The sequence below is a fragment of the Paracoccus versutus genome (genome assembly GCF_000763885.1).
GTDB lineage: Bacteria > Pseudomonadota > Alphaproteobacteria > Rhodobacterales > Rhodobacteraceae > Paracoccus > Paracoccus versutus.
Window position 1 is genome coordinate 18,037 of sequence record NZ_JRKO01000002.1, and the last position, 23,612, is coordinate 41,648.

Here is a 23,612-nt window from a genome sequence, read left to right on the forward strand (position 1 = left end):
GAACAGAGAAATCAGCGGCTGGCCGGGCCCAGGCGCGGGCCCGCGGGGGCCGGGGCTTGCGGTGCGCTCAGCGGCGGTTCCGCCATGCGCGGGCGCAGGTTCGGCGCGGCCGGGGCCGCGGGTTTCGGCGCCGCCCGCATCGGCTGGCTGAACGGGCCGCGGGCGGGGGGCTCGGGTTCCGGCTGGGACTCGGCTGGGGCCGGCTGCGGCTGCGGTTGCTGCTGCGTTGCGGCGGTGGGCCGCTCTTCGGCCTGGGCGAGCGGGCGGCGGAAGACCAGCAGGTTGTGATAGACCGTGGTGCGGCTGGTCAGGCCCGAGCGTTCCTCGGCCGGCAGGGTTTCGGCGCGGACATAGTCCCAGCCGTCGCGGGCCATCTCGTTCAGGACATCGGCGAGGGTGGCGGCGAAACGCTCGATGCCGCTGCGCGCGCCCCTGGTCTTTTCGCCGCGCGCGGGGGCGGGGATGACGGTGTATTCATAGCTGCTCATGCATGGGCCTTTCCTTTGCGCCGCAGGTTAGGCGAGATGCGCCGGCAAGGGAAGCGCCGGGCCGCGCGTTGCACGCGGCCGTGAGGGGCGGGCCGGGGAGGGGCCCGGCCAGCCTGCGCCTATCCCAGCTGCACCATGCGGTGCTTCTTCTTGCCGACCGAGACCTTCAGCCCGTCGCCGATCAGCGCCGCGTCGACCGCCAGCTGCGGGTCGCTGACGGCTTCGTTGTTGAGCCGCAGCCCCCCTTCGGCGATCAGGCGCTTGGCCTCCTTGCCCGAGGCGGTGATGCCGGTCTGCGCCAGCAGCTGCACCACGGTCAGGCCCGAGGCCAGCGCGTCGGCGCTGACCGTCACCACCTCGAGATCGCCGCCGGCGCCGCCCTGCTCGAAGACTTCGCGCGCGGTCGCCTCGGCCGAGGCCGCCGTCTCGGCGCCGTGCAGCAGCGTCGTCACCTCATTGGCCAGGATGATCTTGGCCGCGTTGATCTCGGAGCCCGAAAGCGCGCCGAGGCGGTCGCATTCCTTGACCGGCAGCTCGGTGTAGAGTTTCAGGAACCGGCCCACATCGGCGTCGGTGGTGTTGCGCCAGAACTGCCAGAATTCGTAGGGCGACAGCATGGCGCCGTTCAGCCAGACCGCGCCGCCGGCCGACTTGCCCATCTTGCGCCCGTCCGAGGTGGTCAGCAAGGGCGAGGTCAGGCCCCAGATCTCGGCATCCAGCACCCGGCGGGTCAGGTCGATGCCGTTGACGATGTTGCCCCATTGGTCCGAGCCGCCCATCTGCAGCCGGCAGCCGTAGCGCCGGTAAAGCTCGAGGAAGTCATAGGCCTGCAGGATCATGTAGTTGAATTCGAGGAAGCTCAGCGATTGCTCGCGGTCGAGCCGCGACTTGACCGATTCGAAGCTCAGCATGCGGTTGACGCTGAAATGCCGGCCGATGTCGCGCAGGAAGTCGAGGTAGTTCAGGCTGTCCAGCCATTCGGCATTGTTGAGCATCATCGCATGGCCGTCGCCATAGTCGAGGTAGCGGGCGAAGACCTGCTGCATGCCGTCGATGTTGGACTGGATCGCGTCCGGGGTCAGCAGCGGGCGTTCCTCGCTGCGGAAGCTGGGATCGCCGACCTTGGTGGTGCCGCCGCCCATCAGCGTGATCGGGCGGTTGCCGGTCTTCTGGAACCAGCGCAGCATCATGATGTTCAGAAGGTGCCCGACATGCAGGCTGGCCGCCGTCGCGTCATAGCCGATATATGCCGTCACCGGGCCTTCGATCAGGGCCTCGTCCAGCGCCTGCATGTCGGTGCAGTCCGCCAGGTAGCCACGCTCGATCATCACGTTCAGGAAATCGGATTTGGCACGGTAGGTCATGGGCTTTTCCTTTCGACTGGCGCGGATATACCGGGGGAAGGGCCGAAGGGAAAGCAGGATGATCCAAGCGCTGGGGATGATGTCGGGCACCTCGCTGGACGGGGTGGACGCGGCGATGATCGAGACCGACGGGACGCGGATCGCCGGTTTCGGCCGCAGCGCCTATCGCGCCTATTCCGGCAACGAATCCGGCCTGCTGCACGCGGCGCTGGGGCAATGGCCGGGCGGGCCGGACGTGGCGGATGCCGCCGCGCTGTCGGTCGCCGCCCATGCCGCGCTGGCCGAAGGGTTCCCCGATGCGGAACTGGTCGGCTATCACGGCCAGACGCTGGCGCATGATCCGGGGGCGCGCGGCACGCATCAGGCCGGCGATGGCGCGGCGCTGGCCGCGCAGCTGGGCCGGCCGGTGGTCTGGGATTTCCGCAGCGAGGACGTGCGGCAAGGCGGTGAGGGGGCGCCGCTTGCGCCCTTCTTCCACTGGGCCTGCGCGGAGTGGGCGATGGGGCGGGGGCTTTTGCCGCGCGCGCCGGTGGCCTTCCTGAACCTGGGCGGCGTGGGCAACCTGACATGGGTCGATCCCGCCGCCGGGGCGCCCGAGGCGCCGGGGGCCTGCATCGCCTTCGACACCGGCCCGGCCAATGCGCCCGTGAACGACCTGATGTGCGCCCGGCGCGGGCTGGCGCGGGACGAGGGCGGGCGGCTCGCCTTGCAGGGCAGGCCGGACGAGGGTGTCGTCGCCCGCTTCCTGGAACATCCGCATTTCGCCCGGCCGCTGCCGAAGTCGCTGGACCGCGACGCTTTCCCCACGCTTGCGGCCGAGGTGGCGGGGCTTTCGGACGCCGATGCGGCGGCGACGCTGACCCATGCCGCGGCCGCGGCGGTGGCGGCGGGGGTGGCGGCCCTGGAGCGGGCGCCGGGGCTGGTCCTGGTCTGCGGCGGCGGGCGACACAATGCCGCGATGATGGCGGCGCTGGCGGCGCGGCTGCCGGTCCGCGTCGCGCCGGTCGAGGAGGTCGGGCTCGATGGCGACATGCTCGAGGCGCAGGCCTTCGGCTGGCTGGCGGTGCGGGTGCTGCGCGGGCTGCCGACCTCGGGGCCGGGAACCACCGGGGCGCCGGGGCCGGTCTGCGGCGGGCGCATCAGCCATCCGCCGCGGCGCTGAGGCGGCCTGCGGCCGGGGCGCGATCACAGGCGGATTTCCGCCTTGTGATTGTTTCGGCGCCATTTCGCGGGAACGATGCGGCGGACGGTGACGTTGGACGGGCATATGACGGCACCCGCCGTCCGTGACAACGACAACCGGAAAGGACATCGTCCATGAAACCTCTTGTCATCGCCGCCACCACCCTGGCCCTTGCCGGTTCTGCCTTTGCGCAGACCGAGACCACGCCGCCGGCCGAGATGCCCGCCGAGCAGGTCGAAGACGCCGCGACCGCGACCGAGCAGGCGGCCGACCAGGCCGAGCAGGCCGCCGATCAGGCGGAACAGGCTGCCGACCAGGCGGCCGAGGAAACCGGCGACGCCGCGGCCGACGCCGCCCAGGACGCCGCCGAGGCCGCCGATGCGGCCAGCGATGCCGCCAATGATGCGACCGGCGCCGCCGCCGGCATGGGCGCCGCCCCCGGCGCGCCTGCGGGCGACGCCGTGCCCGAAGCGGCCGAGGATGCCGCGACCGATGCCGCCGGCGCCGCCGAGGAAGCCGCCGATGCCGCGGGCGACGCGGCCGATGCCGCCGCGGATGCCTCGGCCGAGGCGCCGGTGACGCCGCCCGACGTCAACCCGCCGGCGATCTCGGAGGCCGAGCCGGGCGTGCTGTCGAGCTGGCTGACCAGCCGCCGCATCTGGACCACCAACCAGCCCTCGACCACCGAATGGACCGAGCCCGCGCTCGAGGAGCGACCGGCTGAATGGCAGGACATCGCCAAGGTGAACGACATCGTGCTGGATGATTCGGCCCAGGTCGTCGGCTATGTCGCCGATATCGGCGGCTTCCTGGGCATCGGCGCCAAGAAGGTGCTGCTGGGCGTGGATGCGATCCACCTGGTGACCATCAGCAACGACACCTTCTTCGCCACCAACTACACCAAGGCCGAGCTGGAGGCCCTGCCGGATTTCGACGAGAAGACCGTGCGGAAATAAGGCTTGCGGCCGTTTTCGGACCAAAGCGGGGCGCCTTTCGGGGCGCCCTTGCATTTTTTGCACAAGATCGGCCTTGACGGCATCCGCCGCCATGCGTAAACCCCCTCGCACCCCGGACGGCGATCCGGGGGAAGTGGTCTGCGCGGTTGTAGCTCAGTTGGTTAGAGTACCGGCCTGTCACGCCGGGGGTCGCGGGTTCGAGCCCCGTCAACCGCGCCACCACCACCATATATCGCCGAAAAGATGCGCGGTTGTAGCTCAGTTGGTTAGAGTACCGGCCTGTCACGCCGGGGGTCGCGGGTTCGAGCCCCGTCAACCGCGCCATCTTTCCCCTTCATCCTCCATGGCTTCGCGGCCGCGCTTCCGGCGCGGTTTTTCGGGTATTTGGGGAACGAAGAAGCCGGCCGGCGGTCGCGCCCGGCAGCGGCGCAAGGGGCTTTTCAAGCCGCCTCAATTCCCTATGCTGGCCCCCAATCACGACGGAGGACGCCATGGCACGCGGAATAGATTACGGCGGAATGATGCACCGGGCCATGCAGCGGCTGATCGCGGATGTGCTGCAAACGGTGGCCACCGAGGGGCTGCCGGGCGAGCATCATTTCTTCATCACCTTCGACACCCGCGATTCGCAGGTGCAGATGGCCGACTGGCTGCGCGAGCGCTATCCCGACGAGATGACCATCGTCATCCAGCATTGGTTCGAGGATCTCTCGGTCACGCCCGAGGGCTTTCACATCACGCTGAATTTCGGCAATTCGCCCGAGCCGCTCTATATCCCCTTCGACGCGCTGCGCACCTTCGTGGACCCTTCGGTCGAGTTCGGCCTGCGTTTCGAGAACCACGAAGAGGAAGAGGACGAGCCCGAAGAGGAAGAACCGCCCGTGGCCGAGGCGCCGGGCGAGGAGGGCGCGAAGGGCGGCGCCGAGGTGGTCAGCCTGGACAAATGGCGCAAGTGAGGCGCTGTTAGCGCATGGCATACCACGGCATGCCGATTGCCAATCCGCGCCATCGGGCCTAGAACCCTCGCAACACCGTGAGGGAGCATGCCATGACCAAGACCACCCGCACCGAGACCGACAGCTTCGGCCCGCTGGAGGTGCCCGCCGACAAGTATTGGGGCGCCCAGACCCAGCGCTCGATCCAGAACTTCCCGATCGGCTGGGAACGCCAGCCGGTGCCGATCATCCGCGCGCTGGGGGCGATCAAGCAGGCCGCGGCCGAGGTGAACATGGCCAGCGGCAAGCTGGACCCGGCCATCGGCAAGGCCATGGTGCAGGCGGCCGCGGAAGTGGTGGCGGGCAAGTTCGACGACAACTTCCCGCTGGTGGTCTGGCAGACCGGCTCGGGCACGCAGTCGAACATGAACGCCAACGAGGTGATCTCGAACCGCGCCATCGAGATCCTGGGCGGCGAGATGGGCTCGAAGAAGCCGGTCCATCCGAACGACCACGTGAACATGGGCCAGTCGTCGAACGACACCTTCCCGACCGCCATGCATGTCGCCATCGCCATGCAGGCGCGCGACGTGCTGCTGCCGGGGTTGGAAAAGCTGCACAAGGCGCTGGTCGCGAAGTCCGGGGAATTCAAGGACATCATCAAGATCGGCCGCACCCATACCCAGGATGCGACGCCCCTGACCCTGGGCCAGGAATTCGGCGGCTATGCGCATCAGGTCCAGAAGGGCATCGAGCGGGTGAAGCTGGCCCTGGGCGACATCCACGAGCTGGCGCAGGGCGGCACCGCCGTCGGCACCGGGCTGAACACGAAAAAGGGCTGGGACACGGCCATCGCCGCCAAGATCGCCGAGATCACCGGCCTGCCCTTTGTCACCGCGCCGAACAAGTTCGAGGCGCTGGCCGCGCATGACGCGATGGTGTTCTTCTCGGGCGCGCTGAAGACCGTGGCCGCCTCTCTGTTCAAGATCGCCAACGACATGCGGCTGCTGGGCTCGGGTCCGCGCTCGGGCCTGGGCGAGCTGATCCTGCCCGAGAACGAGCCGGGCTCGTCGATCATGCCCGGCAAGGTCAACCCGACCCAGGCCGAGGCGCTGACCATGGTCTGCGCCCATGTCATGGGCAATGACGCCGCCATCGGCTTCGCCGGTTCGCAGGGCCATTTCGAGCTGAACGTCTACAACCCGATGATGAGCTACAACGTGCTGCAATCCATGCAGCTTCTGGGCGATGCGGCGGGTTCGTTCACCGACAACATGGTCGTGGGCACCGAGGCGAACATCCCCCGCATCGAGAAGCTGATGAAGGAATCGCTGATGCTGGTGACGGCGCTGGCGCCGACCATCGGCTATGACAATGCGACCAAGGTGGCCAAGACCGCGCACAAGAACGGCACCACGCTGCGCGAGGAGGCGATCGCGCTCGGCTTCGTCGACGGCGAGACCTTCGACCGCATCGTGCGGCCCGAGCAGATGATCGGCCCGGAAGACTGATCTTGGCCGGGTCCGGTTCAGGCAGGGTCGTGAACCTGCGGGCGGCGCGCAAATCCGCCGCCCGCGATTCCGCCCGCAGGCAGGGCGACGAGAATGCGGCGAAATTCGGCCGCAGCAAGGTCCAGAAGCTGGCCGAGCAGGACGCCGCCGCGCGCGCCGCCCGGCACCTGGACCAGCATCGCAAGGGGCCGGAGCAAGGCGATGAGTGACCTGCCGCCGCTGCCGCCGATGTCCGCGCCGGTGAAGCGCTCGATCACCATCGGCGGGCATCGCACCTCGGTCAGCCTGGAGGATGCCTTCTGGCGCGAGCTGCGCGGCATGGCCCGCGCCGGCGGCCGCACCACCGCCGCGCTGATCGCCCAGATCGACGCCGCCCGCCCGCCCGAGGTGGGGCTGGCCACCGCCCTGCGGCTTTACGTGCTGGCCGAGATCGTCAAGAATCGGGCGTAATGCTTGCGGCCTGCGCCTTGGCTGACTAAAAGCCGCTGCACATATCCAAATTTCCGGGAAATACCATGGCAGGCCATTCCAAATGGGCCAATATCCAGCATCGCAAGGGCAAGCAGGACAAGCTGCGCTCGAAGCTGTTTTCGAAACTGGCCAAAGAAATCACCGTCGCCGCCAAGATGGGCGACCCTGACCCCGACAAGAACCCGCGGCTGCGCCTTGCGGTGAAGGAAGCCAAGTCGAACTCGATGCCGAAGGACGTGATCGACCGCGCCATCAAGAAGTCGCAGGGCGGCGATGCCGAGAGCTATGACGAGATCCGCTACGAGGGCTATGGCCCCAACGGCATCGCCATCATCGTCGAGGCGATGACCGACAACCGCAACCGCACCGCGTCGAACGTGCGCAGCTATTTCACCAAATATGGCGGCGACCTGGGCCAGACCGGCTCGGTCAGCTTCATGTTCGACCGCAAGGGCGAGATCCTGTATCCGGCCGGCGCGGGCGATGCCGACACGGTGATGCTGGCCGCGATCGAGGCCGGGGCCGAGGATGTCGAAAGCGACGAGGACGGGCACTGGATCTATACCTCGGACACCGACCTGGCCGAGGTCTCGAATGCGCTGGAGGCTTCCCTGGGCGAATCCGAGCATGCCAAGCTGATCTGGAAGCCGCAGGCGCCGACCGAGATCGACCTGGAAACCGCGCAGAAGCTGATGAAGCTGATCGACGCGCTGGAAGAGGACGACGACGTGCAGAACGTCACCGGGAATTTCGACATTCCCGAGGATGTGGCGGCGCAGCTTTGAATTTCCGCCTCCGGCGGGGGTATTTGGGGAACAGAGAAATCAGGGTCGCAGTTCTGCTGCGGCCCTTTTCCTTATGGCGGCGGTCAGCGGGGCGAGGGCGGGCGCCATGGCGCGCTGCACATGCCAGTAGAGCGCCACGTCCAGGGCCAGGTCGGGGAGCAGCGGTTGCAGCCGGCCGTCGCGCAGCGCCGGGGCGGCCATGGCCTCGGGGACCATGCCCCAGCCGAGGCCGAGCTCGATGGCGCGGGCAAAGGGTTCCGAGGCCGGGATCAGGTGGCCCGCCAGGTGCAGCGGCCCGCCTATGGCCCTGTGCGCCCAGCGTGATTGCAGCGCGTCCTTGGCGTTGAAGATGACGGCGGGGGCGGCGCGCAGCGTGGCCTCGGTCACGCCGTCGGGGAAGTGCCGGGCGCGGAAATCGGGGGTGGCCAGCGCCAGGTAGCGCATGGCGCCCAAGGGCAGCGCGTCGCAGCCCGGCACCGGGTCGGGGTCGGAGCTGATCGCCGCCGAGACCTGGCCCTGGCGCAGCCAGTCGCCGGCATGGTCCTGGTCGTCCAGCACCAGGTCGTAGAGCGCCGGCAGTGCCGCCATCACCGGCAGGAACCAGGTCGCCAGGCTGTCGGCATTGACCGCGAGCCGCAGCACCGCCGGTCCGGGCGGGCGCAGGCTGGCGGCGAGCGTGGTTTCCAGCAGCCGCACCTGGTCCAGATGCTGCATCAGCCGCAGCCCGGTTTCGGTGCCGCGGGCCGGCGGGCCGCGATGGACCAGCACCTGGCCCACCCGCTCTTCCAGCCCCTTGATGCGCTGCGACACTGCCGAGGGGGTGACGCCGAGCGCTGCCGCCGCCGCCTCGAAGCTGCCGCGGCGGATGATCTCGGCCAGCACGGCCAGGGCGGCATAGTCGAGCATTAAGGCAACCTTAACCAGCGTAACGATTTTGAATTTGCCTGAAGTGACGGGCCAGGGCAAGACGGCGGGCGAAGGAGAGCCGCATGCATGCCTATTTCGCCGGTCTTGGCACCGCCCTGTCGCTGATCGTCGCCATCGGGGCGCAGAACGCCTTCGTGCTGAAGCAGGGGCTGATGCGCCGGCACGTGCTGGCCACCTGCGCCTTTTGCGCGGTCTCGGATGCGGTGCTGATCACCGCGGGGGTGCTGGGCGCAGGCGCCATCGCCGCGCAGGCGCCCTGGTTCCTGGGGGCGATGCGCTGGGGCGGGGCGGCCTTCCTGCTGGCCTATGGCGCGCGCGCCTTTCGCGCCGCCTGGCGCGGCGGCGAGGCGCTGCGGGCCGGGCAGGGCCCTGCCGCGGGGCTGGGCGCCACGCTTCTGGTGCTGGCGGGGCTGACCTGGCTCAACCCGCATGTCTGGCTGGATACGGTGGTGCTGATCGGCTCGGTCTCGGCGGGGTGGGAGAACAAGCCGGGCTTCGTCGCCGGCGCGGTCTCGGGCTCGGTGCTGTTCTTCTTTGCGCTGGGTTACGGCGCGCGCTGGCTGTCGCCGCTGTTCGCGCGGCCGGCGGCCTGGCGGGTGCTGGACGGGCTGGTCGGGCTGGTGATGTGGTCGATCGCCCTGGGCCTGCTGCTGGGCGGCTGAGCCTTGCGCCGGCCGTGCCGGCAGGGCATGGCTGTGGGGATGAGCAGGACAACCCATTCCCTTGCGCGCAACGACCTGCCGGGCATCCTGTGGATGCTGGCGGCGGGTCTGTGCTTCGTCGCGGTCAACGGCACGGTGCGCTGGCTGGGGCAGGCGCTGCCGGCGGCCGAGGGCGCCTTCATCCGCTTCGCCTTCGGGCTGCTGTTCCTGGTCCCGGCGCTGGCGCCGGCGCTGCGGCAGGGCTTTGCCCCGCGCATCTGGGCGCTTTTCGCGCTGCGCGGCGGGCTGCATGTGCTGGCGGTGATCCTGTGGTTCTATGCCATGGCCCGCATCACCGTGGCCGAGGTCACCGCCATCGGCTTTCTCAACCCGGTCGTGGTCACGCTGGGCGCGGCGCTGCTGATGGGCGAGCGGATCTCGTGGCGGCGCGGGCTGGCCATCGCCGTGGCGCTGGCGGGGGCGATGATCGTGCTGCGGCCCGGCATCCGCGCGCTGGAGCCTGGCCACCTGGCGCAGCTGGGCGCCGCGGTGATCTTTGGCGGCTCCTACCTGGTGGCCAAGCGGCTGTCGGAACTGGTGCCGGCCTCGGTCGTGGTGGCGATGATGTCGCTGACGGTCTGCATCGGCCTGGCGCCGGTCGCGGCGCTGGTCTGGGTGCCGCCGACGCTGGCGCAATGCGCGGTGCTGGCCTGCACCGCCTTTTTCGCCACCGCCGGGCATTACGCGATGACGCGGGCCTTTGCCGCCGCGCCCCTGACGGTGACGCAGCCCGTCACCCTGCTGCAGCTGATCTGGGCCAGCCTTCTGGGCGCGCTGGCCTTTGCCGAGCCGGTCGACCTGTGGGTGCTGGTCGGCGGCGCGATCATGATCGGCGCCATCAGCTATATCACCTGGCGCGAGGCGCGGCTGCGGCGCCCCACGATCACCCCGCCGGCCGAGGCGACGCGGGAAAGCTAGGCCGGGTGTTCCAGCGCGCCGCCGGCCTGGCCGCGCTGCACCACCAGGCGCGACATGATGCCCTGCCGCGTCACCCGGCCGCCGCCCTGCAAGGGCAGCATCTCGGCGCCGGTCTCGGTCATGGCCTGGATGACCTGGCGCACCGGGGTCTGGCGGTCGATGGGGGTGCCGGTGGCCTCGCCCGGCTCGGCCATGTCCTCGGCCCTCAGCACCGCCAAGGGGTTCATGTGGGCGACGAAATCCTCGACATAGGCGTTCGCCGGATGGGCGATGATCTCGCGCGCGGTGCCGACCTGGACGATGCGGCCGCCCTCCATCAGCGCGATGCGGTTGCCGATGCGGAACGCCTCGTCGAGGTCGTGGCTGACGAAGACGATGGTGCGGCGGAACCGCTTCTGCAATTCCAGCAATTCGTCCTGCAGCCGGTTGCGGATCAGCGGGTCCAGCGCCGAGAAGGGCTCGTCCATCAACAGGATCGGCGCCTCGGTGGCGAAGGCGCGCGCCAGGCCCACGCGCTGCTGCATGCCGCCCGACAGGTCGCCCACCTTGCGCTCGGCCCAGTCGGCCAGGCCGACGGTGGCCAGCTGCGCATCGACGCGGCGGCGGCGTTCGGCGGCGGGGATGCCGGCCAGCTCCAGCCCCAGCCCGACGTTCTCGCGCACCGAGCGCCAGGGCAGCAGGCCGAATTGCTGGAAGACCATGGCGATGCATTCGCGGCGCAGCCGGCGCAGCTCGGCGCCCGAGGCCTTGGTCACCGAGGCCATGCGGTCGCCGTCCCAGACCCGCACCTCGCCGCGGCAGACCGGGTTGAGCCCGTTCACCGCCCGCAGGAGCGTGGACTTGCCCGAGCCGGAAAGGCCCATCAGCACCAGGATCTCGCCCTCGCGCACGGTCAGCGAGCAGTTGTGGACGCCCAGCACCTGCCCGGTCTCGGCCTTGATCGGGCCGCGGTCCAGGCCCTGGTCCATCAGCGGCAGCGCGGCCTGGGGCGCGTCGCCGAAGACGATGTTCACATTGTCGAACTCGACCGCGTTATGCGCGGCTTGCCTGGCCTCAGTCATGGCGCCCCCTTACCCGCAGCATCCGGTCCAGCATGATCGCGACCACCACGATGATGAAGCCGCTTTCGAAACCCAGCGCCGTGTTCACGCTGTTCAGCGCCCGGACCACCGGCACGCCCAGCCCCGAGGCGCCGACCAGCGCCGCGATGACGACCATGGACAGCGACAGCATGATGGTCTGGTTCAGGCCCGCCATGATCTGCGGCGTGGCGCTTGGCAGCTCGACCTTCCATAGCAGCTGGCGCGGGGTGGCGCCGAAGGCGGTGGCGGCCTCGACCAGCGCCCTGGGCGTCGAGGAGATGCCCAGATGCGTCAGCCGGATCGGCGCCGGCAGCACGAAGATCACCGTGGCGATCAGGCCGGGCACCATGCCGATGCCGAAGAAGACGATGGCCGGGATCAGGTAGACGAAGGTCGGCAGCGTCTGCATCAGGTCCAGCACCGGCCGCATCCAGGCGTAAAGCCGCGGCCGGTGCGCGGCGGCGATGCCCATGGGCACGCCGATCGCCATGCAGACGACGCAGGCGGCAAGCACCAGGGTGAGCGACTGCATCGTCTCTTTCCAATAGCCCTGGTTGAGGATGAACAGGAAGCCCAGGGCGACCAGCAGGCAGGTCTTCCAGCTGCGCTGCAAGGCCCAGGTCAGGGCCACGGCCAGCAGGGTGAAGACCAGCGGATGCGGGAATTCCAGCATCCTCAGGATGCCGCCGATCAGCCCCTCCATCAGTCGCGAGATGAAGTTGAAAACGACCGCGGCATGGGCGTTGAGCCAGTCGAAGATCGCCTTGGCGGTCCGGCCCACCGGGATCTTGGTCTCGGTCAGGAATGCGGTCAGTTGGTCCATGCGTCCCTTTCTTTCTGCCGTGCGGGATCGTCGGGGCTCCAGGGGGTTGCGCCGCAGGGTCGCGGCGGCACGGCCCGGACGCGCCATCCCGGCCAGGGTAGAGAAAACCGTCCCATGAGCAAGGCGGAGCAGGCGGCGGCGCCCCCGCCTGCCCGGCCCTTATTCGGAAAGCAGCTTGTCCAGCGCCGCCTGCGCATCGCTGCCATCGGCGGCGGTGACGCCCGCGATCCAGGGCTGCGCCGCTTCCGGGTTGGTGCGGAGCCATTTCAGCGCCGCCTCGGCCGGCTGCATACCGTCGTTCAGGATCAGGCCCATGACCTCGTTCTCCATGGGCAGGGTGAATTCCAGGTTCTGCAGGAACTTGCCGACGTTCGGGCAGGTCTCGGCATAGCCGGCGCGGGTATTGGTATCGACGCGCGCGCCGCCGAAATCGGGGCCGAAGACCTCGTCCCCGCCGGCCAGGTAGGTCATCTGGAACTGGCTGTTCATCGGATGCGGCTCCCAGCCCAGGAAGACGACCGGCTTGCCGGCGGCCTCGGCGCGCGCGACCTGCGCCAGCATCCCCTGTTCGCTGCTTTCGACGACCTCGAAGGTGCCCAGGTCGAACTTGTTCTCGGCCACCATCTCCAGCAGCAGGCGGTTGCCGTCGTTGCCCGGCTCGATGCCGTAGATCTTGCCCTCCAGCGCGTCCTTGTGCGCGGCGATCCCGGCGAAATCGGCGATGCCCAGCTCGGCCCCGGCCTTGTTCGTCGCCAGCGTGTATTTCGCCCCGGTCAGGTTGGTGCGCAGGATGTCCACGGTGCCCGCCTCGCGATAGGGGGCGATGTCGGCCTCCATCGTCGGCATCCAGTTGCCCAGGAACACGTCCACGTCGTCGGTGGACAGCGCCGTATAGGTCACGGGCACCGACAGGATCTTGGTTTCGGTCTGATACCCCAGCGCCCCCAGCACGGTCGAGGCCAGCGCGGTGGTGGCGCTGATGTCGGACCAGCCCACGTCCGAGAAGACGACCTTGCGGCACTCCATCGGCTCTTGCGCCGCAGCGATGCCGGCCGTGGCGAGCGAGGCGACCAGCCCGGCGGCAAGAGCTGCGGAAGTGCGGCGAAATGTCATCTTTATCTCCTAGGTTCGTTGACGGGTGATGTGATTAAGGCTTTCATTGATTGACGAGTCAATCAATGATCTGCCAGATACGGGTCTCTTGCACGAATTTTCCAACGGAATTGCACCATGGTGTCCTGTCATGCCCAAGCTTGGCGCTGAACCTATCCGAAAAGCGGCGCTGATCAACGCCGCGATTGCCACGGTGGGCCGGGCGGGCTCGCTGGACGTCACCGTGGCGCAGATCGCGCGCGCGGCGGGCATGTCCTCGGCGCTCGCGCATCACTATTTCGGCTCGAAGGAGCGGATCTTCCTGGCGGCGATGCGGCATATCCTGGCGCAATACGGCGACTCGACCCGCGCTGCGCTGCGCGGTGCCGAAACGCCGCAGGAGCGGCTGCGCGCCATCATCGCCGCCAGTTTCGACGCCGCCAATTTCGAGCACGACACCATCGCCGCCTGGCTGAACTTCTATGCGCTGGCGCTGGTCGAGCCCGAGGCGGCGCGGCTGTTGCGGGTCTATCACCGCCGGCTCGCCTCGAACCTGCTGACGGCCTTGCGCCCGCTGGCCGGGGCGGGGGCCGAGCCCATCGCCCGCACGCTGGGGGCGCTGATCGACGGGCTTTACCTGCGCGCGGCGCTGTCCAACGAGGCCGATGCCGCCGCCGCCGAACGAACCACGCTGGACTATCTGGAAAAGGTGCTGCCATGAGCCATGACGCGCAACCGCCGGCAAGCCTTTACATCGACGGCGCCCATGTCGAGGGCGAGGGCGCGGCGCTGCCGGTGCATTACCCCTATGACGGCGCGGTGATCGCGCGGCTGCGCGAGGCGTCCCCGGCGCAGGTGGCGCAGGCGACCGCCGCCGCTGCCGCCGCGCAGCCGGCCTGGGCGGCGCTGCGCCCGGTCGAGCGCGGCCGGGTGCTGGTCCGGGCGGCGCAGATCATCCGCGAACGGGGCGAGGAACTGGCGCGGCTGGAGACGCTGGACACCGGCAAGCCGATCCAGGAGACGCGGGTGGCCGACTGGCCCTCGGGCGCCGATGCGCTGGAATATTTCGGCGGGCTGGCGCCGACCGTCACCGGGCAGATGATCCCGCTGGGCGGCGATTTCGTCTATACGATTCGCGAACCGCTGGGGGTCTGCGCCGGCATCGGCGCCTGGAACTATCCCAGCCAGATCGCCTGCTGGAAGGCGGCGCCTGCCTTGGCCATGGGCAATGCCATGGTCTTCAAGCCCAGTGAGGAAACCCCGCTGGGCGCCCTGAAGCTGGCCGAGATCCTGGCCGAGGCCGGGTTGCCGGCCGGCATCTTCAACGTGGTGCAGGGCAGCGGCGCGGTCGGTGCGGCGCTGGTGACGGATCCGCGCGTGGCCAAGGTGTCGCTGACCGGCTCGGTCGCGACCGGGCAAAGGGTCTATGCCGCGGTGGCCGAGGGCATGCGGCATGTGACGATGGAACTGGGCGGCAAGTCGCCGCTGGTCGTCTTCGACGACGCCTCGCTGGAGGATGCGGTCGGCGCGGCGATGCTGGCGAATTTCTATTCCTCGGGCCAGATCTGCTCGAACGGGACGCGGGTCTTCGTGCAGCAGGGCATCCTGCCCGCCTTCCTGGACCGGCTGGCCGAGCGGGTGGCCAGGATCAGGATCGGCGATCCGCTGGACGAGGCGACCCAGCACGGCCCCATCGTCAGCCCAGGCCAGGCGGCGAAGATCCGCGCTGCCATCCAACGCGGATGCGACGAGGGCGCGCGGCTGGTCTGCGGCGGGCCGGGCGAGGGCGCCTTCGTGCCGCCCACGGTCTTTGCCGATGCTTTGGATGACATGTGGATCGTGCGCGAGGAGATATTCGGCCCGGTCATGTCGGTGCTGGGTTTCGCGACCGAGGAGGAGGCCGTCGCCCGTGCCAATGCCTCGCCCTATGGACTGGCGGCCGGGGTGTTCACCCGCGACCTGGCGCGTGGCCACCGGGTCGCGGCGGCCTTGCAGGCCGGGACCACCTGGATCAATGCCTATAACCTGACCCCGGTCGAGGCGCCCTTTGGCGGCGTCAAGCTGTCGGGGATCGGGCGCGAGAACTCGGCCGCGGCCATCGAGCATTATTCGCAGCTGAAATCGGTCTATGTCGGCATGGGAGGCGTCGATGCGCCCTATTGATCGGCGCCGCGCCGGCAGCACGGTCGGCATGGGTATTTGGACAACGAAGAAGCCCGCCAGGGCGATGCAGGGGAGGCAGGCGTGATCCCGGATTACGTGATCGTCGGCGCCGGCTCGGCCGGCTGCGCGCTGGCTTACCGGCTGGTGATGGCCGGCAAGCGCGTGGACATCGTCGAATATGGCGGCAGCGATGTCGGGCCCTTCATCCAGATGCCGGCGGCGCTGTCTTATCCGATGAACATGCGCCGCTATGACTGGGGGTTTTCGTCCGAGCCCGAGCCGCATCTGGGCGGGCGGCGGCTGGTCACGCCGCGCGGCAAGGTGGTCGGGGGGTCGAGTTCGATCAACGGCATGGTCTTCGTGCGCGGCCATGCCAGGGATTTCGACTTCTGGGCCGAGAGCGGGGCGGCGGGCTGGGCCTATGCCGACGTGCTGCCCTATTTCAAGCGCATGGAGACCTCGCATGGCGCGGTCAGCGACTATCGCGGCAGCGAGGGGCCGCTGCATGTGACGCGCGGTTCGCGCAAGAACCCGCTGTTCGACGCCTTCATCCGCGCCGGGCGCGAGGCCGGCTATCCGACGACCGAGGATTACAACGGCGCCCGCCAGGAAGGCTTCGGCGCCATGGAGGCGACGATCTGGGAGGGGCGGCGCTGGTCGGCCGCCAATGCCTATCTGCGCCCGGCGCAGGAGACCGGGCTGCTGCGGCTGCGGCGCGGGCTGGCGCGGCGGGTGGTCTTCGAGGACGGCCGCGCCGTGGGCGTCGAGGTCGGCAACACCCGCGGCATCACCGTGTTCCGCGCGCGGCAGGAGGTGATTCTTTCGGCCAGCTCGATCAATACGCCGAAGCTTCTGATGCTGTCGGGCATCGGCCCGGCCGGGCATCTGCGCGCGTATGGCATCGAGATCCTGGCGGACCGGCCGGGCGTGGGCGCGAATCTCCAGGACCACCTGGAGGTCTACATGCAATATACCGCGACCCAGCCGGTCACGCTCTACAAGCACTGGAACCTGTGGGGGAAGGGCTCGATCGGGGCGCAATGGCTGGCGACGGGGACGGGCCTCGGGGCCTCGAACCAGTTCGAGAGCTGCGGCTTCATCCGTTCGGCCGCCGGGGTGGAATACCCGGATATCCAGTATCACTTCCTGCCCTTGGCCGTGCGCTACGACGGCCGGGCGGCGGCCGAGGGGCACGGCTTCCAGGTCCATGTCGGGCCGATGCGGTCGAAGTCGCGCGGCACGGTGCGGCTGAAATCCGCCGATCCCAAGCAGGCGCCCGAGATCCGCTTCAACTACATGTCGCATCCCGACGACTGGGCCGAGTTCCGCGCCTGCGTGCGGCTGACGCGCGAGATCTTTGCCCAGCCCGCCTTCGCCGCCTACAAGGGCCACGAGATCCAGCCCGGCGAGGGCGTGGTGAGCGACGACCAGATCGACGCCTTCATCCGCGACCATGCCGAGTCGGCATTCCACCCCTGCGGCACGGCGCGGATGGGCGCGGCCGACGACCCCTTGGCGGTGGTCGACCCGGAACTGCGGGTGATCGGGGTCGAGGGGCTACGCGTCGCGGACAGCTCGGTCTTTCCGCGCATCACCAACGGCAACCTGAATGCGCCCTCGATCATGACCGGCGAGAAGGCCGCCGATCACATCCTGGGCGCGGGGATGCTGGCGCCGCTGAACCTGGGGCCGGAGATGGCGCCGGATTGGCAGATCGCCCAGCGTTCCGCCTAGTTCAGGAATCCTTGGGGTTTTTCAGCAGGTCGGCAAGCCCGGCGAAGGGCTTGCGCGCCTCTTCCTCGGGCGGGGGTTCGGGGGCGTCGAGCGCCGCGCCCTTGGCCCGCGGGTAAAGCGGCAGCGCCAGCGCCAGCGCCTCGGTCATGATCGCCTCGATGTCGATGAACTGGCCCAGGGGCTCCAGATCCTCGTCCGGCATCTCGACCTCGTCGCCTTCGGGCGTGCCGGCATGGGGCGAAAAGACGCGGTGCAGGGATTCGCGCAATTCGGTCTCGACCGGGGCCAGCGTCACCACGCAGGGCTGCACGACGCGGGCCGAAAGCGTCCCCGTCACCTCCCAGGCGTCGCTGGCCACGGCGCGGATGCGGCCGGAAAAATCCAGCCGGGGCAGGGCGATCAGCCCCAGCTCTGCCGCCAGCGCCCGGCGGGCGGCCGCTGTGGGGGCCAGCGCGAAATCGGTCGGCTGGCGCGGGTTCAGATGGGCCACCCGGAACCGGGTCTGCGGGGCTTTGGAATCGGTCATCGGTGGCCTTTCGCGGGCAAAACCGCCCTTGGTCTGGATATTCTTGAGCGTGGGGCATGAGTTTGCTAAGCCGGTCGCGCGGCGTCAACAGGCGCGTAAGAGGGCAGAGAAAAGATGAAGATTTCCCGGCGGCAGCTCATGGCTTTTGCACTGGCCGCACCTCTGGGCCTTTCCGCCTGCCAGGCCACCTATCGCAACCACGGCTATATCCCGCCCGAGGAGCAGCTGGCCCAGGTCGTCGTCGGCCAGACCCCGCAGGCCGAGCTGGAAGGGCTGATCGGCCGGCCTTCGGCGCAGGGGCTGCTGACCGGCTCGGCCTGGTATTACGTGGGCTCGCGCTGGCAGTTCTACGGCCCGCGCGAACCGCGCGAGATCGACCGCCAGGTGGTTGCCATCAGCTTCGCCGAAAGCGGCGTGGTCAGCAATGTCGAGCGCTTCGGGCTGGAGCGCGGGCAGGTCGTGGTGCTGTCGCGCCGCGTCACCGATACCGGCGTGACCAGCCTTGGCCTGATCCGCCAGCTTCTGGGCAATGTCGGCCGCGTCCAGGCCGGGGATTTCCTGGGCGATTGATCGGGGTGGGGCGGGGCGCCTTGTCGGGCGTCCCCTTTCGCGGCTTGGCGCCCTTCAGCCCGGCTCCGGCACGAAGCGCAGCGCCACGCCGTTGATGCAATAGCGCAGGCCCGTCGGTGGCGGGCCGTCGGGGAAGACATGGCCCAGATGCGCGTCGCAGCGGTGGCAGCGCACCTCGGTGCGGATCATGCCGTGGCTGGTGTCGCGATGCTCGTCGATGTCGCCCGCCGGGCTGGGGCGGGAAAAGCTGGGCCAGCCGCAATGGCTTTCGAACTTGGCGTCGCCCTCGAACAGCCGGGCGCCGCAGCAGGCGCATTCGTAATGCCCCGGCCCCTTGGGAAAGCCCGGATGCGAGAACGGCCGCTCGGTCCCCGCCTGCCGCGTCACGCGATAGGTTTCGGCGTCCAGCGCTGCCCGCCATTCCGCGTCGCTCTTGATGATCCGTTCCGACATCTTGGCCCTTCAATCCTGCCATGCTGCTGTTACAAGATAGGCGCAGTATGGATGTTAACAAGTCGGAGCGGGCCGGTTTACGGGCCGGGCGGGAACGCCATGATTTCACTCAGCAAGGGCCGTTACCAGGTCGGCTTTGCCGAAGGCCCCGCAGAGATCCGCGAGGCGCAGCGGCTGCGCTGGCTTTGCTTTCTGGGCCGGCGCGGTGCGGGCGCGGGGGATGGCGAGCCGCCGCTGGATGCCGACGATTACGACGACCGATGCAGCCATGTGCTGATTCGCGACAAGGCCGGCGGCAGGCTGGTCGCGTGCTTTCGCATGCTGACGCTGACCTGCGGCGCCCAGATCGGCGACAGCTATTCCGCGCGCCATTACAACCTGTCGCGGCTGCGCGATTTCCGCGGCCCCATGGTCGAGATCGGCCGCTTCTGCATCCACCCGGAATGGCACGACCCGGACATCCTGCGCCTGGCCTGGGGCGCGCTGGCGCGGCATGTCGACGACGCGCGCATCGAGATGCTGTTCGGCTGCTCCAGCTTTGCCGGCACCGACATCCACGGCTACGAGGACGTGTTCGCCATGCTGCGCGAGCGGCATCTGGCGCCGAAGCGCTGGCTGCCGCGGGTCAAGGCGCCGCAGGTGTTTCGCTTTGCCCGCGCGTTGCGGCTGCGCAAGGCGGACCCGCGCCGGGCGATGGCGGCGATGCCGCCGCTTCTGCGCTCATACCTCGCCATGGGGGGCTGGGTCAGCGACCATGCGGTGGTGGATCGGCAGATGGATACGCTGCATGTCTTCACCGGGCTGGAGATCCGGGCCATTCCCCCGGAACGGGCGAAACTGTTGCGCGCGGCCGGGGCGTAAGGGCGGCTTTGCATCCGCCGGCGAAACCCCCTATCTGCGCAGGCATGAGCGACAGATTCCAATTCACCGTCCACGCCACCGACGGCCGCGCCCGCAGCGGCGTGATCCAGACCCCGCGGGGCGAGATCCGCACCCCCGCCTTCATGCCCGTGGGCACCGCCGCCACGGTCAAGGCGATGCTGCCCGAATCGGTCCGCGCCACCGGCGCCGACATCCTGCTGGGCAACACCTATCACCTGATGCTGCGCCCCGGCGCCGAACGCATCGCCCGGCTGGGCGGGCTGCACAAGTTCATGAACTGGCCGCGCCCGATCCTGACCGATTCGGGCGGCTTCCAGGTCATGTCGCTGGCGGGCCTGCGCAAGCTGACGGAAGAGGGCGTGACCTTCTCCAGCCATGTCGACGGCTCCAAGCACCACCTTTCGCCCGAGACCAGCATGGAGATCCAGCGCCTGCTGGGCTCGGACATCGTCATGGCCTTCGACGAATGCCCGGCGCTGCCCGCGACCGAGGAGGAGGTGGCGAAATCCATGCGCATGTCGATGCGTTGGGCCGAGCGTAGCCGCGACGCCTTCGGCGACCGGCCGGGACATGCGCTGTTCGGCATCATGCAGGGCGGCGTCACCCGCGAATTGCGCGAGGAATCGGCCGAGGCGCTGAAGGCGATCGGCTTCGACGGCTATGCCATCGGCGGTCTCGCCGTGGGCGAGGGGCAGGAGGCGATGTTCGGCGTGTTGGACTATGCGCCGGGCTTCTTGCCGCAGGACAAGCCGCGCTACCTGATGGGCGTGGGCAAGCCCGACGACATCGTCGGCGCGGTGGTTCGCGGGGTGGACATGATGGATTGCGTGCTGCCCTCGCGCTCGGGGCGCACGGGGCAGGCCTGGACCCGGCGCGGGCAGGTCAACATCAAGAACGCCCGCCATGCCGACGACCCGCGCCCGCTGGACGCCGATTGCAGCTGCCCGGCCTGCACCGGCTACAGCCGCGCCTATCTGCATCACGTCTTCCGCGCCGGTGAGATGATCTCGGGGATGCTGCTGACCTGGCACAACCTGCATTACTTCCAGGAGCTGATGGCCGGGCTGCGCGACGCCATCGCGGGCGGAACCCTGGCCAAGTTCGTTGCCCGATTCGAGGCAATGCGGGCACAGGGCGACATCGAACCGCGTTGAAACGCCGGGTCGTGCCTTGAATTTCGGCGAACCTTCGATAATCCCGAAGGGAATCGCCGGCGGAAGGACCGCCCCCTGAAGGAACCCTATGCCCGCAAAAGCAACGAACGATCAAAAGCCCGAGATCCGCACCCTGACCACCACGGCCGAACTGGCCGAGTTCTGCGCCCTGGCCAAGACCCAGCCCTATGTCACGCTCGACACCGAATTCCTGCGCGAGCGGACCTATTATTCCCGGCTTTGCCTGATCCAGGCCGCGCTGCCCCCGGCCTCGGCCGCGAAGGCGGCGGGGGGCTCGGCGGTGCTGATCGACCCGCTGGTCGAGGGGCTGTCGCTCGAGCCGCTCTACGACCTTTTCCGCCACAAGGCGACGGTCAAGGTATTCCATGCCGCGCGGCAGGATCTGGAGATCTTCTTCCACGACGCGGGCGTGATGCCCGATCCGCTGTTCGACACCCAGATCGCCGCCATGGTCTGCGGCTTTGGCGAGCAGGTCGGCTACGAAACGCTGGTCAAGAAGATCGCGCGCCAGCCGCTGGACAAGTCGTCGCGCTTTACCGACTGGTCGCACCGGCCGCTGTCGGATGCGCAGGCGGCCTATGCGCTGGCCGACGTGACGCATCTGCGGGCGATCTACGAGTTCCTCTCGACCCAGCTCGACAAGACCGGGCGCGCGCCCTGGCTGGCCGAAGAGGTCGCGGTGCTTCTGAACCCCGAAACCTACATCACCCGCCCGGAAGAGGCGTGGGAGCGGGTGCGCACCCGCTCCGGCTCGCCCCGCTTCCTGGCCGTGGTGCGCGAGTTGGCGCGTTTCCGCGAGACCTATGCGCAGGAACGCGACATTCCGCGCGCCCGCGTGTTCAAGGACGACGCGCTGATCGAGCTGGCCTCGACCAAGCCGCTGTCCGAGGCCGACCTGGCCAAGTCGCGGCTGCTTCTGCGCGACGCACGCCGCGGCGAGATCGCCAATGGCATCCTTTCGGCCGTCAAGGCCGGGGTCGAGGCCAAGGATCTGCCCAAGCCCGCCCCCGACGAGCCGGGCCGGCCGGGCAATGCCGCGCTGGCGGAGCTGCTGCGGGTGCTGCTGAAGGCCAAGGCCGATGCGGCCGGGGTGGCGCCGCGGCTGATCGCCTCGGCCTCGGATCTGGACGCCATCGCCTCGGGCATGCGCGACCTACCGGCGCTGTCGGGCTGGCGTGCCGAGGTTTTCGGCCGCGACGCGCTGCGGCTGGCGGCCGGCGAGATCGCGCTTTCGGCGCAGGGCGGCGCGGTCAAGGTTGTGCCGGTCGCGCCCTAGTCCTCTTCCCCCTCCGCCACGTCGCGGGCGGCGGGGCTGACCAGGACGCGGATCAGATACAGCACCACCATGGCCATGGCGGTGGCCATCAGCGCCAGGCGCAGGTCGCCGGTGCCGCAGCACAGGCCGATGGCGCCGCAAAGCCACATCGAGGCGCCGGTGGTGATGCCGCGCACATTGCCCTTGTTGATGACGATGGACCCCGCGGCCAGGAAGGCCACGCCCGCCGTCACCGCCTCGATCAGCCGCAAGGGGTCGGTGCGCTGCTGCTGCTCGTTCACCGGGCTGAAATCGACCAGTTCCATCGCCACCAGCGTAAAGCAGGCCGCGGCCAGCGCGATCAGCATATGGGTGCGCAGCCCGGCGGCGCGGGATTTCACCTCGCGCTCCCAGCCGATCACCCCGCCCAGCAGAACCGCCATGGTCAGCCGCAAGGCGACCACGCCGGCGGGCAGGCTCATGGGGCGCGAGAACTCGCCCGCCAGCATGTCCAGCATATTGTCACTTTCGAGACGCTTTTTCCTCGATCCCCGAACGCCCCTCGCGGCGGTCGAGTTCATTTTCCACGTCGGAAAGCGTCACGTCGCGCGCCGCCAGCATGACCAGCAGGTGGTAAAGCGTATCGGCCGCCTCGGAAATCAGCCGCTCGCGGTCGCCCTTGACCGCCTCGATGATCGCCTCGACGGCCTCTTCGCCGAATTTCTCGGCGCATTTCTCGGGGCCCTTGGCCAGCAGCTTGGCGGTCCAGCTGCTTTCGGGATCGGCGCCCTTGCGCGCGGCGATTGTCCCGGCCAGGCGGTGCAGGCCGGTGGGCAGGGGATCGCTCATGTCAGCCGCACCGGGATGCCGGCGGCGGCCAGATGCTCCTTGGCCTCGCGGATGGTGAAGGTGCCGAAATGGAAGATCGAGGCGGCCAGGACCGCCGAGGCATGGCCCTCCAGCACGCCCTCGGCCAGATGCTCCAGCATGCCGACCCCGCCCGAGGCGATCACCGGGATGCCGACCGCATCGGCCACGGCGCGGGTCAGCGGGATGTTGAAGCCCGACTTGGTGCCGTCGCGGTCCATGCTGGTCAGCAGGATCTCGCCCGCGCCCCTGGCGGCGACGGTGCGGGCGAACTCCACGGCGTCGATGCCGGTGGGCTTGCGGCCGCCATGGGTGAAGATCTCCCACTTGCCCGGCGCCACGGTCTTGGCGTCGATGGCGCAGACGATGCACTGGCTGCCGAAGCGGTCGGCGGCCTCGGCGATCACGTTCGGGTCGGCGACGGCGGCCGAGTTGAAGCTGACCTTGTCCGCGCCCGCCAGCAGCAGGTCGCGCACGTCCTTGTGGCTGCGCACGCCGCCGCCCACGGTCAGCGGCACGAAGCAGGCCTCGGCGGTGCGCGTCACCAGGTCGTACATGGTGCCGCGATTCTCATGCGTGGCATGGATGTCGAGAAAACAGATCTCGTCCGCGCCGGCGGCGTCATAGGCGCGCGCCGCCTCGACCGGGTCGCCGGCATCGACGAGATCGACGAAGTTCACGCCCTTGACCACGCGGCCATCGGCGACATCCAGGCAGGGGATCACACGGGTCTTCAGCATGATGCCTTGTT

General features: G+C 69.1%; 27 protein-coding genes and 2 tRNA genes. 18 read left to right on the forward strand and 11 right to left on the reverse strand.

Going from position 1 to position 23,612, the window contains the following annotated elements; genetic code table 11:
• Positions 1-11: 11 nt before the first annotated feature.
• Together IT40_RS01150 and tyrS are read right to left on the reverse strand one after the other, a co-directional pair.
• Positions 12-488, reverse strand: coding sequence for a DUF4177 domain-containing protein (locus IT40_RS01150; RefSeq protein WP_036749431.1), 477 nt, complete (start codon positions 486-488; stop codon positions 12-14).
• A gap of 119 nt (positions 489-607) precedes the next feature.
• The gene (gene tyrS, locus IT40_RS01155) at positions 608-1,852 is read right to left on the reverse strand and encodes a tyrosine--tRNA ligase (protein WP_036749434.1); all 1,245 of its coding nucleotides are present in this window, start codon (positions 1,850-1,852) and stop codon (positions 608-610) included.
• A 58-nt stretch (positions 1,853-1,910) separates the two neighbouring features.
• On the opposite strand from tyrS, the gene IT40_RS01160 reads away from it, so the two are divergent.
• From IT40_RS01160 to IT40_RS01200, 9 genes are all read left to right on the forward strand, one after another.
• The gene (locus IT40_RS01160) at positions 1,911-3,014 is read left to right on the forward strand and encodes an anhydro-N-acetylmuramic acid kinase (protein WP_036749725.1); all 1,104 of its coding nucleotides are present in this window, start codon (positions 1,911-1,913) and stop codon (positions 3,012-3,014) included.
• A gap of 155 nt (positions 3,015-3,169) precedes the next feature.
• Complete coding sequence (locus IT40_RS01165) at positions 3,170-3,991, forward strand: PRC-barrel domain-containing protein (RefSeq protein ID WP_036749437.1); 822 nt, start codon at positions 3,170-3,172, stop codon at positions 3,989-3,991.
• Between the two features lie 142 nt (positions 3,992-4,133).
• Positions 4,134-4,210, forward strand: a tRNA-Asp gene (locus IT40_RS01170).
• A 28-nt stretch (positions 4,211-4,238) separates the two neighbouring features.
• Positions 4,239-4,315 (forward strand) — tRNA-Asp (locus tag IT40_RS01175).
• A gap of 167 nt (positions 4,316-4,482) precedes the next feature.
• Positions 4,483-4,947, forward strand: coding sequence for an SspB family protein (locus IT40_RS01180; RefSeq protein WP_084196773.1), 465 nt, complete (start codon positions 4,483-4,485; stop codon positions 4,945-4,947).
• A 92-nt stretch (positions 4,948-5,039) separates the two neighbouring features.
• Positions 5,040-6,437 (forward strand): class II fumarate hydratase, encoded by a 1,398-nt coding sequence (gene fumC, locus IT40_RS01185; RefSeq protein ID WP_036749440.1) that lies wholly within the window; start codon positions 5,040-5,042, stop codon positions 6,435-6,437.
• A gap of 29 nt (positions 6,438-6,466) precedes the next feature.
• Positions 6,467-6,646: a DUF4169 family protein gene (locus IT40_RS01190; protein ID WP_243700108.1), complete on the forward strand. Its 180-nt coding sequence runs from the start codon at positions 6,467-6,469 to the stop codon at positions 6,644-6,646.
• The gene (locus IT40_RS01195) at positions 6,639-6,887 is read left to right on the forward strand and encodes a ribbon-helix-helix domain-containing protein (RefSeq protein WP_052095667.1); all 249 of its coding nucleotides are present in this window, start codon (positions 6,639-6,641) and stop codon (positions 6,885-6,887) included. Before IT40_RS01190 ends, IT40_RS01195 begins: the two co-directional genes overlap by 8 nt.
• A gap of 65 nt (positions 6,888-6,952) precedes the next feature.
• On the forward strand, positions 6,953-7,693 hold the full coding sequence (locus IT40_RS01200; RefSeq protein WP_036749451.1) for a YebC/PmpR family DNA-binding transcriptional regulator: 741 nt from the start codon (positions 6,953-6,955) through the stop codon (positions 7,691-7,693).
• A gap of 39 nt (positions 7,694-7,732) precedes the next feature.
• Here IT40_RS01200 and IT40_RS01205 read toward each other — a convergent pair whose 3' ends face one another.
• A complete protein-coding gene (locus IT40_RS01205) occupies positions 7,733-8,599 on the reverse strand; it encodes a LysR family transcriptional regulator ArgP (RefSeq protein WP_036749454.1) in 867 nt (288 codons plus the stop codon).
• Positions 8,600-8,682: 83 nt separating this feature from the next.
• On the opposite strand from IT40_RS01205, the gene IT40_RS01210 reads away from it, so the two are divergent.
• Positions 8,683-9,282, forward strand: a complete 600-nt coding sequence (locus IT40_RS01210) for a LysE/ArgO family amino acid transporter (protein ID WP_036749456.1) — start codon at positions 8,683-8,685, stop codon at positions 9,280-9,282.
• A 39-nt stretch (positions 9,283-9,321) separates the two neighbouring features.
• Positions 9,322-10,239 carry a DMT family transporter gene (locus IT40_RS01215; RefSeq protein ID WP_243700107.1) on the forward strand — a complete coding sequence of 306 codons (918 nt, stop codon included), beginning with the start codon at positions 9,322-9,324 and terminating at the stop codon, positions 10,237-10,239.
• Here the strand turns inward: IT40_RS01215 and choV are convergent.
• From choV to choX, 3 genes are all read right to left on the reverse strand, one after another.
• Positions 10,236-11,300 carry a choline ABC transporter ATP-binding protein gene (gene choV / locus IT40_RS01220; RefSeq protein ID WP_036749460.1) on the reverse strand — a complete coding sequence of 355 codons (1,065 nt, stop codon included), beginning with the start codon at positions 11,298-11,300 and terminating at the stop codon, positions 10,236-10,238. The two genes, IT40_RS01215 and choV, sit on opposite strands and share 4 nt — an antisense overlap.
• Entirely contained in the window at positions 11,293-12,144 is an 852-nt protein-coding gene (gene choW / locus IT40_RS01225; RefSeq protein WP_036749462.1) for a choline ABC transporter permease subunit, read from the reverse strand. The genes choV and choW overlap by 8 nt, the downstream gene beginning before the upstream one ends.
• Positions 12,145-12,303: 159 nt before the next feature.
• Positions 12,304-13,257, reverse strand: coding sequence for a choline ABC transporter substrate-binding protein (choX, locus tag IT40_RS01230; RefSeq protein ID WP_036749465.1), 954 nt, complete (start codon positions 13,255-13,257; stop codon positions 12,304-12,306).
• A gap of 130 nt (positions 13,258-13,387) precedes the next feature.
• Between choX and betI the strand changes: the two genes are divergently transcribed.
• The 3 genes from betI (at position 13,388) to betA (ending at position 17,133) form a co-directional block, all read left to right on the forward strand.
• Positions 13,388-13,957: a transcriptional regulator BetI gene (gene betI / locus IT40_RS01235; RefSeq protein ID WP_036749472.1), complete on the forward strand. Its 570-nt coding sequence runs from the start codon at positions 13,388-13,390 to the stop codon at positions 13,955-13,957.
• Positions 13,954-15,399, forward strand: coding sequence for a betaine-aldehyde dehydrogenase (gene betB, locus IT40_RS01240; protein ID WP_036749476.1), 1,446 nt, complete (start codon positions 13,954-13,956; stop codon positions 15,397-15,399). Before betI ends, betB begins: the two co-directional genes overlap by 4 nt.
• 81 nt (positions 15,400-15,480) lie before the next feature.
• Complete coding sequence (gene betA, locus IT40_RS01245; RefSeq protein ID WP_036749736.1) at positions 15,481-17,133, forward strand: choline dehydrogenase; 1,653 nt, start codon at positions 15,481-15,483, stop codon at positions 17,131-17,133.
• 1 nt (position 17,134) lies between these two features.
• On the opposite strand, the gene IT40_RS01250 is transcribed toward betA, so the two are convergent.
• Positions 17,135-17,659 carry a YceD family protein gene (locus tag IT40_RS01250; protein WP_036749480.1) on the reverse strand — a complete coding sequence of 175 codons (525 nt, stop codon included), beginning with the start codon at positions 17,657-17,659 and terminating at the stop codon, positions 17,135-17,137.
• Between the two features lie 138 nt (positions 17,660-17,797).
• On the opposite strand from IT40_RS01250, the gene IT40_RS01255 reads away from it, so the two are divergent.
• A complete protein-coding gene (locus IT40_RS01255; RefSeq protein WP_240540457.1) occupies positions 17,798-18,229 on the forward strand; it encodes an outer membrane protein assembly factor BamE in 432 nt (143 codons plus the stop codon).
• A 54-nt stretch (positions 18,230-18,283) separates the two neighbouring features.
• On the opposite strand, the gene msrB is transcribed toward IT40_RS01255, so the two are convergent.
• Positions 18,284-18,682: a peptide-methionine (R)-S-oxide reductase MsrB gene (msrB, locus tag IT40_RS01260; protein ID WP_036749485.1), complete on the reverse strand. Its 399-nt coding sequence runs from the start codon at positions 18,680-18,682 to the stop codon at positions 18,284-18,286.
• 99 nt (positions 18,683-18,781) lie between these two features.
• On the opposite strand from msrB, the gene IT40_RS01265 reads away from it, so the two are divergent.
• The 3 genes from IT40_RS01265 to rnd all read left to right on the forward strand — a co-directional run bounded on the left by IT40_RS01265 (position 18,782) and on the right by rnd (position 22,015).
• Positions 18,782-19,543, forward strand: a complete 762-nt coding sequence (locus tag IT40_RS01265; protein WP_036749488.1) for a GNAT family N-acetyltransferase — start codon at positions 18,782-18,784, stop codon at positions 19,541-19,543.
• Between the two features lie 44 nt (positions 19,544-19,587).
• Entirely contained in the window at positions 19,588-20,718 is a 1,131-nt protein-coding gene (gene tgt / locus IT40_RS01270; RefSeq protein ID WP_036749491.1) for a tRNA guanosine(34) transglycosylase Tgt, read from the forward strand.
• A 124-nt stretch (positions 20,719-20,842) separates the two neighbouring features.
• Positions 20,843-22,015, forward strand: a complete 1,173-nt coding sequence (gene rnd / locus IT40_RS01275; protein ID WP_036749739.1) for a ribonuclease D — start codon at positions 20,843-20,845, stop codon at positions 22,013-22,015.
• Here the strand turns inward: rnd and IT40_RS01280 are convergent.
• From IT40_RS01280 to hisF, 3 genes are read right to left on the reverse strand one after another with little or no spacing between them, the layout of a single operon-like run.
• On the reverse strand, positions 22,012-22,512 hold the full coding sequence (locus IT40_RS01280; protein ID WP_036749493.1) for an MgtC/SapB family protein: 501 nt from the start codon (positions 22,510-22,512) through the stop codon (positions 22,012-22,014). The genes rnd and IT40_RS01280 overlap by 4 nt on opposite strands.
• Before the next feature lie 4 nt (positions 22,513-22,516).
• A complete protein-coding gene (locus tag IT40_RS01285) occupies positions 22,517-22,843 on the reverse strand; it encodes a phosphoribosyl-ATP diphosphatase (RefSeq protein ID WP_036749496.1) in 327 nt (108 codons plus the stop codon).
• Positions 22,840-23,601 carry an imidazole glycerol phosphate synthase subunit HisF gene (gene hisF / locus IT40_RS01290; RefSeq protein ID WP_036749499.1) on the reverse strand — a complete coding sequence of 254 codons (762 nt, stop codon included), beginning with the start codon at positions 23,599-23,601 and terminating at the stop codon, positions 22,840-22,842. Before hisF ends, IT40_RS01285 begins: the two co-directional genes overlap by 4 nt.
• Positions 23,602-23,612: the final 11 nt, after the last annotated feature.